16 protein-coding genes are annotated in these 16,362 nt (G+C 64.7%); 9 read left to right on the forward strand and 7 right to left on the reverse strand.

The genetic code is table 11. The features are described 5' to 3' along the window. Positions 1–61: 61 nt before the first annotated feature. A complete protein-coding gene (locus G4G27_RS19805) occupies positions 62–2,011 on the forward strand; it encodes a potassium transporter Kup (RefSeq protein WP_183110228.1) in 1,950 nt (649 codons plus the stop codon). Here the strand turns inward: G4G27_RS19805 and G4G27_RS19810 are convergent. Then, a complete protein-coding gene (locus tag G4G27_RS19810; protein ID WP_183110229.1) occupies positions 2,001–2,453 on the reverse strand; it encodes a GtrA family protein in 453 nt (150 codons plus the stop codon). The two genes, G4G27_RS19805 and G4G27_RS19810, sit on opposite strands and share 11 nt — an antisense overlap. A gap of 3 nt (positions 2,454–2,456) precedes the next feature. Beyond that, positions 2,457–2,681: a hypothetical protein gene (locus tag G4G27_RS19815; protein WP_183110230.1), complete on the reverse strand. Its 225-nt coding sequence runs from the start codon at positions 2,679–2,681 to the stop codon at positions 2,457–2,459. Positions 2,682–2,858: 177 nt separating this feature from the next. On the opposite strand from G4G27_RS19815, the gene G4G27_RS19820 reads away from it, so the two are divergent. The 3 genes from G4G27_RS19820 (at position 2,859) to G4G27_RS19830 (ending at position 6,582) form a co-directional block, all read left to right on the forward strand. Continuing rightward, positions 2,859–4,148 carry a 3-methyl-2-oxobutanoate dehydrogenase (2-methylpropanoyl-transferring) subunit alpha gene (locus G4G27_RS19820; RefSeq protein WP_183110231.1) on the forward strand — a complete coding sequence of 430 codons (1,290 nt, stop codon included), beginning with the start codon at positions 2,859–2,861 and terminating at the stop codon, positions 4,146–4,148. A 62-nt stretch (positions 4,149–4,210) separates the two neighbouring features. Further along, entirely contained in the window at positions 4,211–5,215 is a 1,005-nt protein-coding gene (locus tag G4G27_RS19825) for an alpha-ketoacid dehydrogenase subunit beta (protein ID WP_183113919.1), read from the forward strand. Further along, the gene (locus G4G27_RS19830; RefSeq protein ID WP_183110232.1) at positions 5,215–6,582 is read left to right on the forward strand and encodes a dihydrolipoamide acetyltransferase family protein; all 1,368 of its coding nucleotides are present in this window, start codon (positions 5,215–5,217) and stop codon (positions 6,580–6,582) included. Before G4G27_RS19825 ends, G4G27_RS19830 begins: the two co-directional genes overlap by 1 nt. A 63-nt stretch (positions 6,583–6,645) precedes the next feature. Here the strand turns inward: G4G27_RS19830 and G4G27_RS19835 are convergent, their stop codons facing one another. Continuing rightward, positions 6,646–6,945: an EthD family reductase gene (locus G4G27_RS19835; protein ID WP_183110233.1), complete on the reverse strand. Its 300-nt coding sequence runs from the start codon at positions 6,943–6,945 to the stop codon at positions 6,646–6,648. 574 nt (positions 6,946–7,519) lie between these two features. Between G4G27_RS19835 and G4G27_RS19840 the strand changes: the two genes are divergently transcribed. Beyond that, positions 7,520–9,571, forward strand: coding sequence for a TonB-dependent receptor (locus tag G4G27_RS19840; protein WP_183110234.1), 2,052 nt, complete (start codon positions 7,520–7,522; stop codon positions 9,569–9,571). Here G4G27_RS19840 and G4G27_RS19845 read toward each other — a convergent pair whose 3' ends face one another. Together G4G27_RS19845 and G4G27_RS19850 are read right to left on the reverse strand one after the other, a co-directional pair. Beyond that, on the reverse strand, positions 9,572–11,110 hold the full coding sequence (locus tag G4G27_RS19845; RefSeq protein WP_183110235.1) for a glycine betaine ABC transporter substrate-binding protein: 1,539 nt from the start codon (positions 11,108–11,110) through the stop codon (positions 9,572–9,574). Further along, positions 11,107–11,898 (reverse strand): ATP-binding cassette domain-containing protein, encoded by a 792-nt coding sequence (locus G4G27_RS19850; RefSeq protein WP_183110236.1) that lies wholly within the window; start codon positions 11,896–11,898, stop codon positions 11,107–11,109. Before G4G27_RS19850 ends, G4G27_RS19845 begins: the two co-directional genes overlap by 4 nt. Before the next feature lie 136 nt (positions 11,899–12,034). Here G4G27_RS19850 and G4G27_RS19855 point away from each other — a divergent pair, with 136 nt between their 5' ends. Next, positions 12,035–12,841 carry an SDR family oxidoreductase gene (locus tag G4G27_RS19855; protein ID WP_183110237.1) on the forward strand — a complete coding sequence of 269 codons (807 nt, stop codon included), beginning with the start codon at positions 12,035–12,037 and terminating at the stop codon, positions 12,839–12,841. A gap of 43 nt (positions 12,842–12,884) precedes the next feature. Here the strand turns inward: G4G27_RS19855 and G4G27_RS19860 are convergent, their stop codons facing one another. Further along, positions 12,885–13,184, reverse strand: a complete 300-nt coding sequence (locus G4G27_RS19860; protein WP_183110238.1) for a 4a-hydroxytetrahydrobiopterin dehydratase — start codon at positions 13,182–13,184, stop codon at positions 12,885–12,887. A 49-nt stretch (positions 13,185–13,233) separates the two neighbouring features. On the opposite strand from G4G27_RS19860, the gene G4G27_RS19865 reads away from it, so the two are divergent. The 3 genes from G4G27_RS19865 to G4G27_RS19875 are packed head-to-tail and all read left to right on the forward strand — an operon-like array spanning position 13,234 to position 14,881. Further along, on the forward strand, positions 13,234–13,653 hold the full coding sequence (locus tag G4G27_RS19865; RefSeq protein ID WP_183110239.1) for a metallopeptidase family protein: 420 nt from the start codon (positions 13,234–13,236) through the stop codon (positions 13,651–13,653). Next, entirely contained in the window at positions 13,650–14,246 is a 597-nt protein-coding gene (gene ccmA / locus G4G27_RS19870; protein ID WP_244624429.1) for a heme ABC exporter ATP-binding protein CcmA, read from the forward strand. The genes G4G27_RS19865 and ccmA overlap by 4 nt, the downstream gene beginning before the upstream one ends. Then, positions 14,243–14,881: a heme exporter protein CcmB gene (locus G4G27_RS19875; RefSeq protein WP_183110240.1), complete on the forward strand. Its 639-nt coding sequence runs from the start codon at positions 14,243–14,245 to the stop codon at positions 14,879–14,881. Before ccmA ends, G4G27_RS19875 begins: the two co-directional genes overlap by 4 nt. A 607-nt stretch (positions 14,882–15,488) precedes the next feature. On the opposite strand, the gene G4G27_RS19880 is transcribed toward G4G27_RS19875, so the two are convergent. Next, positions 15,489–16,358, reverse strand: a complete 870-nt coding sequence (locus G4G27_RS19880; protein WP_183110241.1) for a class I SAM-dependent methyltransferase — start codon at positions 16,356–16,358, stop codon at positions 15,489–15,491. Positions 16,359–16,362 lie beyond the last annotated feature (4 nt).

Raw genomic sequence — 16,362 nt, forward strand, 5'->3', positions numbered from 1 at the left:
GACTTGCGCTGCAATGCAACAAGCGTAGAGCGCGCCGTCCCAACGACAGGCCATTGACGTAATGTCTTCCGGTACAGACGCATCCGGGCATTCCCCTTTTTCCCGGACCGACATTTCCCGACCGGCAACCGTCGCGCTGGCGATCGGTGCGATCGGCGTGGTGTTCGGCGATATCGGCACCAGTCCGCTCTATGCGTTCCGTGAAGCGCTCGGCCAGACCGCGCGCGACGGCGTCGAGGCGAGCGAGATTCTCGGCGTGCTCAGCCTGGCCTTGTGGTCGCTGATCCTGGTCGTCACGATCAAATATGTGCTGTTCCTGACTCGCGCCGACAATCAGGGCGAGGGTGGCGTACTCGCGCTGACCGCGCTGGCGCGGCGCGCGCTCGGAAAAAGATCGCTGATCGCGCTGGTCCTCGGTGCCGCCGGCGCGTCGCTTTTCTATGGTGACGCGATCATCACGCCCGCCTTGTCGGTGCTGTCGGCGGTCGAGGGATTGCGCACATTGCCCGGTATCGGGCCGATGATCGATGAACGGCGCATCCTGATCCTGACCATTATCATCCTCGTCGCATTGTTCGTCATTCAGTCGCGCGGCACGGCACGCGTTTCCAGCCTGTTCGGGCCGGTGTGCATCATCTGGTTCCTGGTGATCGGCGGGCTCGGCCTGTGGCATATCGCCGACGAGCCTTCGATCCTGCGCGTCGCATCGCCGCATTATGGCGCGTTCTTCCTCGCCAATCACGGTGTGACCGGCCTGTTCGTGCTCGGCGCGGTGTTCCTGACCGTTACCGGCGCCGAGGCGCTTACCGCCGATATGGGCCATTTCGGTCGCCTGCCGATCCAGCTCGGCTGGTTCGCGCTGGTCTTCCCGGCACTGACGCTCAATTATCTCGGCCAGGGCGCGTTCGCGCTGAATGCGCTTGAGGCGGCACAGGCGGCCGGCACGCCGTTCCACAATCAGGACTGGTTCTTCCTGATGGCGCCCGGTCACTTTCGGCCCTGGCTGGTCGGCCTGTCGATGGTCGCGACGGTGATCGCCAGCCAGGCGGTGATCACCGGCGCTTATTCGCTGACTCAGCAAGCGATCCAGCTCGGCCTTTTGCCCCGGCTGCGTGTGCGCCAGACCTCGGCGCGGCATTCGGGGCAGATCTATCTTCCGTCGATCAACTGGCTGCTGCTTGCCGGCGTGCTGGTGTTGGTCACCCAGTTTCGCAGTTCATCGGCGATGGCGGCGGCGTATGGCATCGCGGTGACCGGCACGATGGTCGTCACCACCTGCCTTGCCTATATCGTCGTGCGGCATCGCTGGAACTGGTCGCGCGCCGTCGCGATCATCGTCGTCACGCCGTTCCTGGCGCTCGATCTGATCTTCTTCGGCGCGAATATCCTGCGCGTGATCGAGGGCGGTTGGGTGCCGCTGGTGGTCGCCGGGATCATCGCGCTGCTGATTTATACCTGGGTGCGCGGGCGCGGCATCGTGCGCATGTTCGAACAGCGCCAGAGCGTGCCGCTCGCCGATCTGGCTGCCGCCCTGTCGCGCCGCCCGCCCGAACGCGTCGAGGGTACGGCGATCTTCCTCACCGCCAATCCGGACAGCGCGCCCGGCGCGCTGCTCCATAATCTGAAGCACAACAAGGTGCTGCACGAGCGCAATCTGGTGGTCAGCATTCGCACCGCCGATCGTCCCCATGTACCCGATGAGGAGCGCGTGGCGACGACCGAGGTCGATGCGAATTTCGCGACCGTCATACTAACCTATGGCTTTATGGACTCGCCCGACGTGCCGAACGACCTTGGCTTCGCGCCATCGGGTGTGCGCATGCCGATGAACCCGGCCAAGGCGAGTTATTTCATCGGCCGCAATACGATCAAACCCGCCGCGAAACAGGGCATGCCATTATGGCAGGATCGCATCTTCATGTTCCTGCAACGCAATGCCAGCGACCCGACCGATTTCTTCAAAATCCCGCCCGGCAAGGTGCTGGAGCTGGGCGAGCAAGTCACCGTTTAGCTGCTGGCCTTGCCGACTTGGGCCGATTCGGCTGGTACCGCTCAACCTGCTTGAAAACCCAGTACCGGTTGAGCGCAAAGCTCGCGAACGGCGTCACGAACAACATTGCCGGGACCGGCAGCCAGGCCGGTCCATGCAACAAGCTGGTCGCCAGCCATACCCACAATGAATTGAGCGCAAACGCGACACCCGATACCAGCACGAAGCGCAGGATGGTCGCATCGCCATGCCGCGCATCGCTACGGAAGCTCCAACGGCTATGTACCGCATAACCCGCGGCAACGCCCGCGCCATGGCTGACCATATTGGCGATCAGCGGCTCGACCTGAAGAAGCATCGCATAAAATAGGTAAACCGCGATCGAAAAGGCGGTGACGCCGAGCCCGGCTACAACGAAGCGGAGGAGCTGGCCGAACGCCGGATGATCCAGCACGACCCGCATGTGTCAGCGTCCGAGCGCGACCGAGCCGGCATAATCGACCGCGTCGAGCAAGGCGCGCGGTGCCTTGGGGATGGCGCGCAACGCCAGCACGGTGCCGGCATAAAGCGCATAGACGGCGAGGAATGGCAGCATGACTGCGGCCGACAGCGGCAGAACCACTGCACCGACAATGCGGCGGGCGGGAGTCGAGGCGGGCGCTTTCGCGGCGACGATCGGGGCCATGTACATGATGTGAATCCTTTCGAGACCAACATGCGACCCAATTGGTTAACGGATCGTCACGATGGGCACAGCAGGCCCCTCGCCAAGGCCGTTGAAATTTTATAACAAGGAGTGGAAATCGATTCCGCGCGTTACTTCCAGACCATCGTTGCGGCTGGGTACGCCGACAGAAGTGGAGAGAACATGGCAAGCGACAGTCCGCGCGCCAATTTGAAGCCGTTATCGCTGTACGTGCCGGAGCCCAAGTTCCGCCCCGGCGACACGGTCGACTTCACCGAAGTGACGATTCCGGCCGCCGGCTCGGTTCGCCGCCCCGATATCGCCGATCCTGCCGACAGTTTTATCGACCTGGCTTATGAGCTGGTCCGCGTGCTCGACCATGAGAGTCAAGCGGTCGGCCCGTGGAACCCGCGATTGTCGCCGGACACGTTGCGCGCGATGCTGCGCTCCATGGCACTGGTCCGCGCGTTCGACGAGCGCATGTTCCGCGCCCAGCGCCAGGGCAAGACCAGCTTCTACATGAAGTGCACCGGGGAAGAGGCGGTCGCCGTCTCGGCTGCCTTCGCGCTCGATTATGAGGATATGTGTTTCCCCTCCTATCGTCAGCAGGGGCTGTTGATCGCGCGCGGCTGGTCACTGGTCGACATGATGAACCAGATCTACTCGAACCGGGGCGACCGGCTGCAGGGCAAGCAGCTGCCGATCATGTATTCGGTCAAGGAAGCTGGCTTCTTCTCGATCTCGGGCAATCTCGCGACGCAATATCCGCAAGCCGTGGGCTGGGCGATGGCCTCTGCCGCGAAGGGCGACACGCGGATCGCGGCGACCTGGTGCGGCGAGGGTTCGACCGCAGAGGGCGATTTCCATTCCGCCTGCACCTTCGCCAGCGTCTATCGCGCCCCGGTGATCTTCAACGTGGTCAACAACCAATGGGCGATCTCGAGCTTTTCGGGTTTTGCCGGTGCGGAATCGACCACGTTCGCGGCGCGGGCGGTGGGTTATGGCATTGCCGGCCTGCGCGTCGACGGTAACGACGCGCTGGCGGTCTATGCCGCGACCGCCTGGGCCGCCGAACGTGCCCGGACCAATCAGGGCCCGACCTTGATCGAGCATTTCACTTATCGCGCCGAAGGTCATTCGACCTCCGACGATCCGGGTCAGTACCGCTCCGAAGGCGAGCCGACCGCCTGGCCGCTTGGCGATCCGGTCAAGCGTCTCAAGGATCATCTGATCGCGATCGGCGAATGGGATGAGGAGCGCCACGCCGCGCAGGACAAGGAGCTCGCCGAACAGGTCAAGGCATCGCAGAAGGAGGCCGAGCAGAACGGCATTCTCGGCCATGGTCTGCACCAGCCGCTCGATACGTTGTTCGACGGTGTGTTCGAGGAGATGCCCTGGCATTTGCGCGAGCAACAGGCGCAGATGCTCGCCGAAGAGACCGCCTCGGGCCGGCCATGGGCACGCAAGAAATGAACGAGACGATGGAAACCGCAACCCCGGTCGGCGCAACCGATTGCGAAGGCGCCACCGTGCGCATGAACATGATCCAGGCGATCAATTCCGCGATGGAAGTGGTCATGGCGCGCGATCCGAACGTGATCGTGATGGGCGAGGATGTCGGTTATTTCGGCGGCGTGTTCCGCGCCACCGCCGGCCTGCAGGAAAAATTCGGCAAGACCCGCGTGTTCGACACGCCGATCACTGAATGCGGCATCATCGGCGTCGCGGTCGGTATGGGCGCTTACGGCCTGCGCCCGGTGCCGGAAATCCAGTTCGCCGATTACATCTATCCCGCGCTTGACCAGCTCGTCTCGGAAGCGGCGCGGCTGCGCTATCGCTCGGCTGGCGAATTCACCTCGCCGATCACTGTGCGCTCGCCATTCGGCGGCGGCATCTTCGGCGGGCAGACGCATTCACAATCGCCGGAGGGTATCTTCACCCACGTCTCCGGCATCAAGACGGTCATTCCGTCGACGCCGTACGACGCCAAGGGCCTGCTGATCGCGGCGATCGAGGACAATGATCCGACACTCTTCTTCGAACCCAAGCGCATCTATAACGGCCCGTTCGACGGCCATTGGGATCGCCCGTCGCAGAACTGGTCGAAACATCCGGCCGGTGAAGTGCCGACTGGTTATTACAAGATCGAACTGGGCAAGGCGAAGATCGTGCGCGCCGGCGATGCGCTGACCATCCTGGCCTATGGCACGATGGTCCATGTCTGCATGGCGGTGGTGACCGAATCCGGCGTCGATGCGGAAATCATCGATCTGCGCACCCTGGTGCCGCTCGACATTGAGACGGTCGAGGCATCGGTGAAGAAGACCGGGCGCTGCATGATCGTGCACGAGGCGACGCGGACTGGTGGCTTTGGCGCGGAATTGTCGGCTTTGGTGCAGGAACGCTGTTTCTATCATCTCGAAGCGCCGATCGAGCGCGTCACCGGCTTCGACACGCCCTACCCGCACAGTCTGGAATGGGCCTATTTCCCCGGTCCGGTGCGGATCGGCGAGGCGCTCAAGAAAGTGATGAGGACGTAATGGCACGCTTCGAATTCAAATTGCCCGATATCGGCGAAGGCATTTCCGAGGCCGAGATCGTCGCGTGGCACGTCAAGATCGGCGACCGGGTCGAGGAGGACCAGGGTCTGGCCGACATGATGACCGACAAGGCGACGGTCGAGATGGAATCGCCGGTGTCGGGCATTGTGATCGAACTGGCTGGTGAAGTCGGCGACCAGGTATCGATCGGCGCGCCGCTGGTGGTGATCGAAACCGACGCTGACGAGGATGACGCACCGACGAGCGATGCGGCGGCACGCGCGGAACTGGCGCAGGACGTCGCCGAACAGATGGGCGCGGAGAATCCTGGGGCGGAGAAAGTGGTCGAGCCTGCTCCCCTCTCTGCAAGGGAGGGGCCGGGGGTGGGTACCGGCGCGCCAGCGCCGGGTGACGCGCCCGCTGTCGCTGCCGAAAGCTCGCTGCGCTCACCACCCACCCCCAACCCCTCCCTTGCAGGGAGGGGAGAAGAAGCACCGGCCCCGGTCACCCACGCCCTCGCCTCACCGGCGGTCCGCGCCCGCGCGGCCGATCTCGGCATCGATCTCACTCATGTAAAGACCGAGAGCGACCGTGTTCGCCATGCCGATCTCGATGCGTTTCTGCGCTATGGCTCAGGCCAGGGCTATCAGGCCCCGCACGCCAGCAATGCGCGCGCCGATGAGCCGATCAAGGTTATCGGCATGCGTCGGAAAATCGCGGAGAACATGGCCGCGTCGAAACGCGCCATCCCGCACTTCACTTATGTCGACGAAATCGATGTGACCGCGCTTGAGGAGATGCGCGCCGACCTCAACAACAACCGCGGCGGCCGGCCCAAGCTGACCATGCTGCCGCTGCTGATCGTCGCGATCTGCAAGACGATCCCCGACTTCCCGATGATCAACGCGCGCTATGACGACGAGGCCGGCGTGGTTACGCGCCATGGCCAGATCCATCTCGGCATGGCGACTCAGACTCCGGCGGGCCTGATGGTCCCGGTGATTCGCGACGCGCAGGACCGCAATGTCTGGCAGCTCGCAACCGAGATCACTCGCTTGGCCGAGGCCGCGCGCACTGGCAAGGCGAAGGTCGAGGAATTGTCGGGTTCGACCCTGACGATCACCTCGCTCGGCCCGCTTGGCGGAATCGCGACGACTCCGGTGATCAATCGGCCCGAAGTCGCGATCATCGGCCCGAACAAGATCGTCGAACGCCCTGTCTTTGATGGCGATGAGATCCGTCGCGCCAAGCTGATGAACCTGTCGATCAGCTGCGATCACCGCGTCGTTGACGGCTGGGACGCGGCGAGCTTCGTCCAGGGTTTGAAGAAATATCTCGAAACCCCGGTGCTGCTCTTCGCCGACTGATCGGAAGCCGCGTCAGGCGCGGACGGGTTTTCAGGCTATCCATCCCTTCGAGAGAAGGGTGGATCAGCGTTCGGCGCAGCGCGTCACGACCGCCGGCTGATCGGTGAAGTTCGCCACGTCGCCTATCACTTCGGCAGCCTCTGGCGATTCGATCGCCCGGTCGGCAGCTGCGGCGTCGGTGAAATCGAGTATCGCAATGGCGAAATAGGCGGCGCCGGGGCCCTCGGGGATCAGCGCTCGTGCGCTGGTCAATCCGTATTGAGTCCATTTTTCCCGCGCTAGCGGAATGTGCCGTGCGACATAATAACGCACGTCGAACGTGGCGCCGTCCTTGACGGGATAGGTCACTACCAGCGTCGTCATATCGATTCCACCTCCCGAGCCGCGGCCCCGAATCCGAGTCGCGACGTTGCGCCGCCGCATGTTGCGACCGGGATGCGATCAGGTAAAGGTCCGGCGAGACCGGTTTCACGATGCATGAACAAGCCCGGCCGTCGGATGGCCGGGCCGATTTTCGACGCGAAACTGTCACATTCTGGAGAAATGGGGGAGAGCGCCCCGGGCAGCTCGATCCCCCACACTGCAATCGCGCCGTTGCCGGGTTCTCCGGCGGGCTCCGCTCCACGAACATTTTTATTGTTCGGCGTGACGACAGCGTTGCTGTGCGTAGCGGAAAGCATCGACAAAAAAAAGGGCCAGCCCCGAAGGGCTGGCCTTTGAAAGTTTTAGGAGAGGATGCCTGAAAGGCACCGTCTTTGTGCAGTGCAGCGCAAAATCTCGCAAGTGCGAAAAATGCGACCATGATTGCGCAAACTGCAATCGTAATTGTGCTTGGGGCAATGGCCTTTTTCTGCGGCGGCACGGTCGATAGTCGCTAAGGCATCTGCTTCCGCTGTCCGACCGGCCAAAAACCAATCTCGAAAGATCGCCAACAGTCATGCCCCGTCCGTTCAGCCTGTCTCTGATCGCCCTGATCTGCCCGTGGCCTGCTGTGGCGCAGCAAAGTGCCGGACACGCTTCGGCACAGGCGCCCATTCCACCGGTTCCCATTTTCACTGCATCGGACACTGGCGATATTGTCGTGATCGGCACCGGCCTGCCGCTGCCGCCGGGCACGCCGGCTTATGGGTCGGTGGTGATCGACCGCGACCGGTTGACCGACGAGGCCTCGGGCAGAGTCGAGAATGTGTTGAAGGATGTCGCCGGTTTTCAGCAATTCCGCCGCTCCGACAGTCGTTCGGCTAACCCGTCGGCGCAAGGCGTGACCTTGCGCTCGCTCGGCGGCAACGCTTCGAGCCGAACGCTGGTGTTGCTCGATGGCGTGCCGATCGCCGACCCGTTCTTTGGTTATGTGCCCTTTACCGCATTGGTCGGCGACCGGCTCGGTGGCGCGCGCATCACTCGCGGCGGCGGTTCCGGCCCGTTCGGCGCGGGCGCGGTCGCCGGCACGATCGAACTGGTCAGTGCGACGCGGCGCGATTTGCCCTTCGTCTCTGGCGATGCATTCTATGGCAGCGACAATGCGATGAGTGTGTCGGGCAATGTCTCGCCCGATCTCGGTGGCGGTTACGCGACAGTGTCGGGCCGGTTCGAGCGCGGCGACGGTTTCTTCACCACGCCGCCGTCGCAGCGTGTCGGGGCAAGCGCGCGGGCGCGCTATCGCGACTGGTCGGCTGGCTTGCGCACCGTCGCACCGCTCGATGCCGAAACCGATCTGCAATTCCGCGGGCTCCTGTTCGGCGACAACCGCACGTTGCGCTTCACCGGCGCGGACAGCAGTTCGCAAGGCCAGGATGCGAGCATCAGGCTGGTCCATCGCGGCACCTGGCAAGTCGATGCGCTCGCTTATGTTCAGGCGCGCAATTTCTCCAACAAGGTAATCAGCGCGACCAGTTTCCGCCTGACGCTCGACCAGCGCAACACGCCCTCGACCGGGATCGGCGGCAAGATCGAGATCCGCCCACCGGTCGGGCCGGATCATGTGCTGCGCATTGGCGTCGACGCGCGGCTGGCCGAGGGCGAGCTGTTCGAGGATGCTTATACCGGCCTGGCCGTCACGACGCGGCGCAATGCTGGTGGCAAGACGAGCACGGCCGGCTTGTTCGTCGAGGACGACTGGTCGATCGGCAATCTGATCCTGACCGGCGGTGTGCGCGGCGATCGCTGGACGATCGCCGATGGATTCTTTCGCGAACGCAGTGGAACCGGACTTTCGACCGTTAACAACAACTTCGCCGATCGCGACGGATTCGAGGGCACCGGCCGGGTCGGCGCGCTGTTCCATGCGAGTGACGTCGTGGCCTTGCGCGCGGCGGCCTATACCGGCTTCCGCTTGCCGACGCTCAACGAACTCTATCGCCCGTTCGTGGTGTTTCCGATCACCACCCAGGCCAATGCGAATCTCGCGTTGGAGAAGCTCAAGGGCGTTGAGGCCGGGATCGATTTCAAGCCGGCGCGGGGCGTGTCGATCGGGCTCACCGCATTCTACAACCGGCTTGACGATGCGATAGCCAATGTCACCATCGCGCCCAATCTGCGCCAGCGCCGGAATGTCGATGCGATCGTCGCCAAGGGGGTCGAGCTGACCGCCGATATGCGCTTCGGTTCGGTTAGTTTCGACGCTGCTTATGCGTTCAGCGACAGCAAGGTGCTGGCGTCGGGCATTTCGGCCGGGCTTGACGGTTTCACCCCGGCGCAGAGCCCGCGCCATTCGGCCAGCGCGACGCTCGGCTGGGCGCCGGTCAGCGGCCTCGCTCTGTCGGCGACGGTGCGTTATGTCGGGGCGCAATTCGAGGATGATCTGGAGAAGGATGTGCTGCGCGACGCGCTGACCGTCGATGCGACCGCGCGGTTGCCGGTCATGAAGCATGTCTCGATCATTGGTAGGGTCGAGAATCTGTTCGACGAAACCGTCGTCACCCGCAACGCCGGCGGATCGATGGATTATGGGACGCCGCAGACCTTCTGGATCGGCATCCGCTTCAACTGATCACAGCCCGAGCTTGCGTTCCAGCCAGCGCGCCGCGGCTTCGGGCGATGCCTTGTCGGTGTCGCGGTCGACCATGTAGTTCGCCTCGCGCATCGCCTCGACCGACACCTTGCCGATCAGCGGCTGAAGTGCGGCGGTGAAGCGCGCATCGCGGGCGCGGCGCGGTGCGAGCAGCAGGATCGCATCATAGCCGGGGATCGCTCCTTTGGGGTCGGTAAGCACCGTCAATTTGTCCGCCGCGATCCGCCCGTCGGAGGAGAATGCGGGGATGACGTCCGCCGCCCCGCTCGCCAGCGCGCGATACATAAAGGTCGGCTGATAGGGCTGGGCCGAGGCGAAGCGCAGATCGTACGCCTTGCGCACCGCCGCCCATTCGGGCCGTTCGAGGAATTCGATATCGGTGGCGAGCTTGAGCGTCGACGCGATCGCGGTCAGATCCGCGATGCTCGTCACCTTGCGCCGCGCCGCATCGTCGCTGCGCATCGCAAAGGCATAGCTGTTCTCGAAGCCCAGGCTGCCGAGCAGGCGCATGCCGTGCTGGCTGGTCGCCCATGCCCCGACCCCGGAGACGATTGCCGCGCGTGGCGGCACGTCGCTGCGCTTCATCTCGTTGGTCCAGATCGTGCCCGAATAATCGACATAGACGTCGACATCGCCGCCCGCCGTGGCGTTGAATGCGACGACCGATCCCAGCCCTTCGCGATACTCGACCGTGTAACCGGCCTTTTCCAGACGATGCCCGATCAGCCGGGCAAGGATATATTGCTCCGAAAAGCCCTTCGCCCCCACCACTACCGCCTTGTCGCCGCCGCGCGGCCATATCGGCGCCAGCGCGGCAAGCACGCCCAGGCCGAGCAACGCTGAGGCGATCCACACGCGCCGCCGCTTGCGCGCCGCGATGCCATGCTCGATCGCGCCGAGCAGTCCGTCGACCGCCAGCGCCAGCGCCGCGGCGCTCAGGCAGCCGGCCAGCACCAGCGCCCAATTCTGGGTCTGCAACCCGGCAAAGATCAAATCGCCCAGGCTTGGCTGGCCGACCGTCGTCGAGAGTGTCGCCGCGCCGATCGTCCAGACCGCAGCGGTGCGGATGCCGGCCATCAACACCGGCGCGACCAGCGGCGCTTCGACCAGCCGCAATTTCTGCCATGCGGTCATGCCGACCCCGTCCGCCGCCTCGATCACCGCCGGATCGAGCCCGGTCAGTCCGGTCACGCCGTTCCTCAGGATCGGCAACAGCGCGTAGAGCGTCAGCGCGAGCAAAGAGGGCAGGAAACCGAGTGCCGGGATGCCGCCGCCGAGCAATGTCGAGAGCGACAGCAGCAACGGGTAGAACAGCGCAAGCAGCGCGAGCGAGGGGATCGTCTGGACCAGACTGGCGAAACCGAGTGCGATCCGCGCAACCGCCGGGCGGCGCGCCGACCAGATCGCAAGCGGCAGGCTGATCACCAGGCCCAGTGCCAATGCCGAAGCCGCGAGCAGCAGATGCGCGGCAAGCAAGTCGGGCACGCGTGCGAAAGCGTCGAAGAACGGGCCGCTCATGCGCCGCGCTCCAGCGCGATCAGCCGTCGGCTCTGTTCGCGCGGCACCGCGACCAGCGCATCGGCGGTTGGGCCGCCCTTGCCCGCGAGCAGTTCACGGGGTGTCGCGTCGGCGACGATCTTGCCCGCCTCCATCACCAGCACCCGGTCGGCGAGCAGCAGTGCTTCCGCCATGTCATGCGTGACCATGATGCTGGTCAGGCCGAGCCGGTCGTGCAGCGCGCGGATCGCCGCACCGAGGGAATCGCGCGTCACCGGATCGAGCGCGCCGAACGGCTCGTCCATCAGCATCAGCCCAGGTGCGGTAGCGAGCGCCCGCGCCACGCCGACACGCTGGCGCTGCCCGCCGGACAGCTCGTCGGGCATGCGCGTGGCGAACGCGGCGGGCAGGTCGACCAGGTCGAGCAGCTCGGTCACCCGCGCGGCATGGCCCACTTTGTCGCTCTGCCCGGACAGCTTCAGCCCGATGGCGATATTGTCCGCCACGCCCAGATGCGAGAACAGGCCGATATTCTGGAACACATAACCGATCCGCCGGCGCAGCGCGTAGGGCTCGATCGACCCGACCGCCTCGCCGCCGATCGCGATGCTGCCGGCGCTCGGCTCGACCAGCCGGTTGATCATCTTGAGCAGCGTCGATTTGCCCGATCCCGACGCGCCGACCAGCGCGACGAAGCTGCCCGCCGCGATCTCGGTCGTGACCTTGTCGACCGCAAGCGTCCCGCCGGAATAGGATTTGGAAATGCTATCAAAGCTGACCGAGGGACCGGGCGTGGGCGTCGCTGACATGCGGCATGTGTGCGGGAGGACAGCGTGCGCGTCAACGAAAGGCGCTTGTTCCGCGGGGCATGGTTCAGCATACCCTGAAGTCGAAATCTTGTGGCACGGCAGGTGCTGAAAAATATCGGGCGAGGAACGGGAAGCGATGACCGAGGGCATAGAAAAGGCGATCTTCATCACCGGTGGCGGATCGGGGATCGGGCGCGCCACGGCGCAATTGTTCGCCGCGCGCGGCTGGCGGGTCGGGCTGGCTGATGTCAACGTCACGGGCCTGGCCGAAACCGCCGCGTCGCTGCCGGCGGGCATGGTGTCGACCTATGCGATGGATGTGCGCGATCGCGACGCCTGGGTCGCCAGCCTCGACGCCTTCACCGCGACCACCGGCGGGCGGCTCGATGTGCTGTTTAACAATGCCGGGATCGGTACCGGCGGCCCGATCGCGCAGATGAGCTTCGAAGATATGGACCGCACCGTCTCGATCAACCTGATGGGGGTGCTGAACGGCGCGAAGATCGGCCATGCCTATCTCGCCCGTACGCCCGGTTCCTGCCTGCTCAACACCGCCTCGGCCTCGGCGATCTATGGCTCGTCGGGGCTCGCGCCCTATTCCGCGACCAAGTTCGGCGTGCGTGCGCTGACCGAGGCGCTCGACGGCGAATGGGCGGCTGACGGGATCAAGGTCCGCGCGATCGTACCGGCCTTTATCGAAACGCCGCTGCTCAATTCACCAGCGGGCGGCTCGAACCGCTCGATCCGCGAAACGGTGACCGGCGCGGGGCTTGAACTCACGTCGGCCGATGTGGTGGCGCAGGCCGCCTGGGACGCGGTGCATGGCGACAAGGTCCATACCTATGTCGGCAAGACCGCCCACCGCATGGCCTTTGCCGCACGCTGGATGCCCGGCAAGCTGCGCAAGATGATGCGACGCGGGGTCGGCGCGCCGGCGGAATAGTCTACATCAAAAGCCCCTCCCTTTTAAGAGAGGGGCTATTAGATCATCCGACCAAACCGTCGATCGCTTCGGCCATGTCCACGTCGCGGTGCGACAGGCCGCCGGCATCGTGCGTGGTCAGCAATATCTCGACCCGGTTCCATACGTTCGACCATTCGGGGTGATGGTCCGCTTTCTCCGCGAGCAGCGCGACGCGGGTCATGAAGGCGAAGGCCTCGCTGAAATCGGCGAAGGTGATGGTGCGCGTGATCGCGTCGCGCGCCTCGTCATAATCCCACTCGTCGAGCGCATCGAGCGCTTCGGCGCGGTCCTCTTCGCTGAGTGGTTCGATCGTCCCCGTCACGGCGTCCTCCTGCTGGCGCCACTTGCGCCTTGGCCTTATGGCATAACGGATGGCGACACCCGATCAACCCAACCCACGAGAATCCCGAGCGCCCGATACAAAGGCGATCGAAGACATTGCGCTGCGTACATTGGAGAGCTTGCCCGAAGAGTTCCGCGCGCATCTCGGCGATGTCGTGCTGATCGTCGAGGATCTCGCCGACGAGGAGACGCTCGATGCGCTTGGCATCGAACATCCGCTCGATCTCACCGGTCTTTATCATGGCCGGCCGCTGGGCGAAAAATCGTCGATGGAATCGGGCGCGCCGCCCGATCGCATCCATCTCTATCGCCGCGCGATCCTGGAGGAATGGGTCGAAACCGGGGTCGGGCTCGACGAACTGGTGAGCCATGTCATGATCCATGAGATCGGCCATCATTTCGGCTTGTCCGACGCGGACATGCACGCGCTGGAGGAAGCAGCGGCTTGAGTGCCCCTTTGCACGACAGCTTGCTCGAATTCGACGGCGTTACGTGCGCGCGCGGCGGGCGGATATTGTTCGAGCATTTGTCGTTCGCGCTGGGCGCAGGCGATGCCGCGCTGGTCATCGGCCCGAACGGGATCGGCAAGTCGAGCATGGTGCGCATCGCCGCGGGCTTGCTGCCACTGGTGGCGGGCCGGGTCGAAGTCACAGGCGAACGGGCCTTGCTGACCGAAGCGAGCGCGCTCGATCCCGATCCGACGCTGGCGCGGGCGCTTGGCTTCTGGGCATCGATCGACGGGCGCTCCGGTGCGGTGGCCGCAGCACTCGCGGCGTTCGATCTCGCGCTACTCGCTGATGTGCCGGTCCGGTTGCTCTCGACCGGCCAGCGTCGCCGCGCCGCGCTGGCGCGGGTCGCGGCGAGCGGGGCGGGGATCTGGTTGCTCGATGAGCCCGGCAATGGCCTCGATGCCGGCGCGGTCGGCCTGCTCGAGACGGCGATTGCCGCGCACCGAACGCAGGGCGGGATCGTGCTGATCGCAACGCATTTGCCGATCGCGGTGCCGGGTGCGCAGTCGATCATATTGGACGGGACGGCATGATCGCCGCGCTGATCCTGCGCGATCTGCGGCGTGCCTGGGCGGGTGGCGGCGTCACCCTGGTCGTCGCTTTCTTCCTGCTTGTCGCGATCCTCTTTCCCTTCGCGATCGGCCCCGATGCGGCGCTGCTTGCCCGGGTCGGCGGGGGGGTGATCTGGGCGGCGGCACTGCTTGCCGCGCTGCTGCCGGTCGAACGGCTGGTCGCGCCCGACGCCGAAGCCGGGATGTTTGATCAGCTTGCGGTTCGCGGCGTGAGTATGGCGACCGTCTCGGCAGCCAAGGTCGTTGCGCACTGGCTCAGTTTCGGGCCGCCGCTGATGCTCGCCTCGATCGTCGCTGCCGGATTGCTCGGCCTGTCGCTCGACACATTGTTGGCGGTCGAGCTTGGTCTGTTGATCGGCACGCCGGGACTGGCCGCGCTGGCGGTTGCCACCTCGGCGCTGGTCACGGGCGTACGTGGTGCGAGCGCAGTGGCGGGGCTGGTCATGCTGCCGCTCGCGGTGCCGCTGCTGATCTTCGGCGCGGGATCGATCGAGGGCGGCGCGGGGGCGGTAAAACTGCTCGCCGCAGTCAGCCTCGTCCTGATGGCCGGCGCGCCGTTCGTCGCGGGGGCGGCGATCAGAGCGGGGATGGATTAAGGGAATCGACGCCGTCCGCGTCGAACCACCAGCGAGCGTGGCAGTTACGCGACAGCGCGAGGCTTTTTTGGTTTCGTCATGTCAAAGAGCGGTACGGCGGTGGGTGAAGTGCCGTTTAGCGGGTGGGCAGGCGGGGTTGAATCGGGCGACGTTAATTCGCTTCAAGCCGCTGCCTTTCCAATCCCGAATTCCCGTGGTTGCGGGAAAACCCTCGGGAAAATGCTTTTTTGAGCCCGCTGCGGGAATTTACGGGAAAAACTGCGGGAATTTCGGCGGAGCCGCACGGGAAATCGCGAGTGCGTTACGGGAATAACGGGAAAATAATGGGTGAAGATCATGGTTGTTGGGATCCGGGTCTGCTCGATTCAATGGCCGGCCGGTGGGCTTTTACCGACGTCGATGTAAGGCTTAGAGCAACCATGACGACAACGGCCAGCGACGTGAATCGAGTGCCGGCTCCATAACCGTCATGCCAGCGCAGGCTGGCATCTCTCTGCGAGACTCGACGCGGTTGCCCAACCATGGAGACCCCAGCCTTCGCTGGGGTGATGTGGTTGTCGGGCTAACGTCGTTGTTGGGCTAGATCGTTGCCTAGCCCCATCCGTTCTTACCGGCTCCACCGCGCAAAGATCGCGGTCGGCAACAACAGCCCGCGCGCTTCCTCGCGTACGACCAGTTCGCCCGCCTCGACCGTGCCGCCAAGGTCGGCAAAGGCCTGGCGCAGCAGCTCGCCGATCGCCAGCGCGGACATGCGTACCGCATAGACGGTGAGGAACAGAAAGCGCGACTCGGCGTCGAGTAGCTTGCGGCAATCGGCGATCAGGTTGGGCAAGCCTTCCTCCAGCTTCCACACTTCGCCCTCCGGCCCACGGCCATATTTCGGCGGGTCGAGCAGGATACCGTCGTAACGCCGCCCGCGCCGTACCTCGCGCGCAACGAATTTGGTGCAATCGTCGATCATCCAGCGCACCGGCTTGTCGCTCATCCCCGACAGCACGGCATTGGCGCGCGCCGCCTCGACAGATTTCTTCGATGCATCGACATGGACCATCTTCACGCCCTTGTCGGCCATCGCCAGCGTGCCGACGCCGGTATAGCCGAACAGATTGAGGCACTCTGGCGCGTCGACGCCCGCCACGCGCTCGCGCATCCAGCTCCACACCGGCGCCATGTCGGGGAAGAAGCCGAGATGGCGGAACGGCGTGTTCTGCGCGGTGAAGGTGACGCCGTCCCATTTGAGCGGCCAGCCCTCGCGCGGTACCGGCTCGCTATACTCCCATCGCCCGCCGCCATCCTCGTCGGATCCGGGCACGAATTCGCCCTGCGCGCGCCAGTCGTCGCTTGCCGGCGCCCATAACGCCTGTCCTTCGGGGCGAATGAAGCGGAAGCGGCCATAGCGCTCGAGCTTGCGGCCATGGCCCGAATCGATCAGGCCATAATCCGCCCATGGCTCGCCGATCAGGGTCTGGAGTTCCATGGCC

The sequence above is a fragment of the Sphingomonas sp. So64.6b genome (genome assembly GCF_014171475.1).
GTDB lineage: Bacteria > Pseudomonadota > Alphaproteobacteria > Sphingomonadales > Sphingomonadaceae > Sphingomonas > Sphingomonas alpina_A.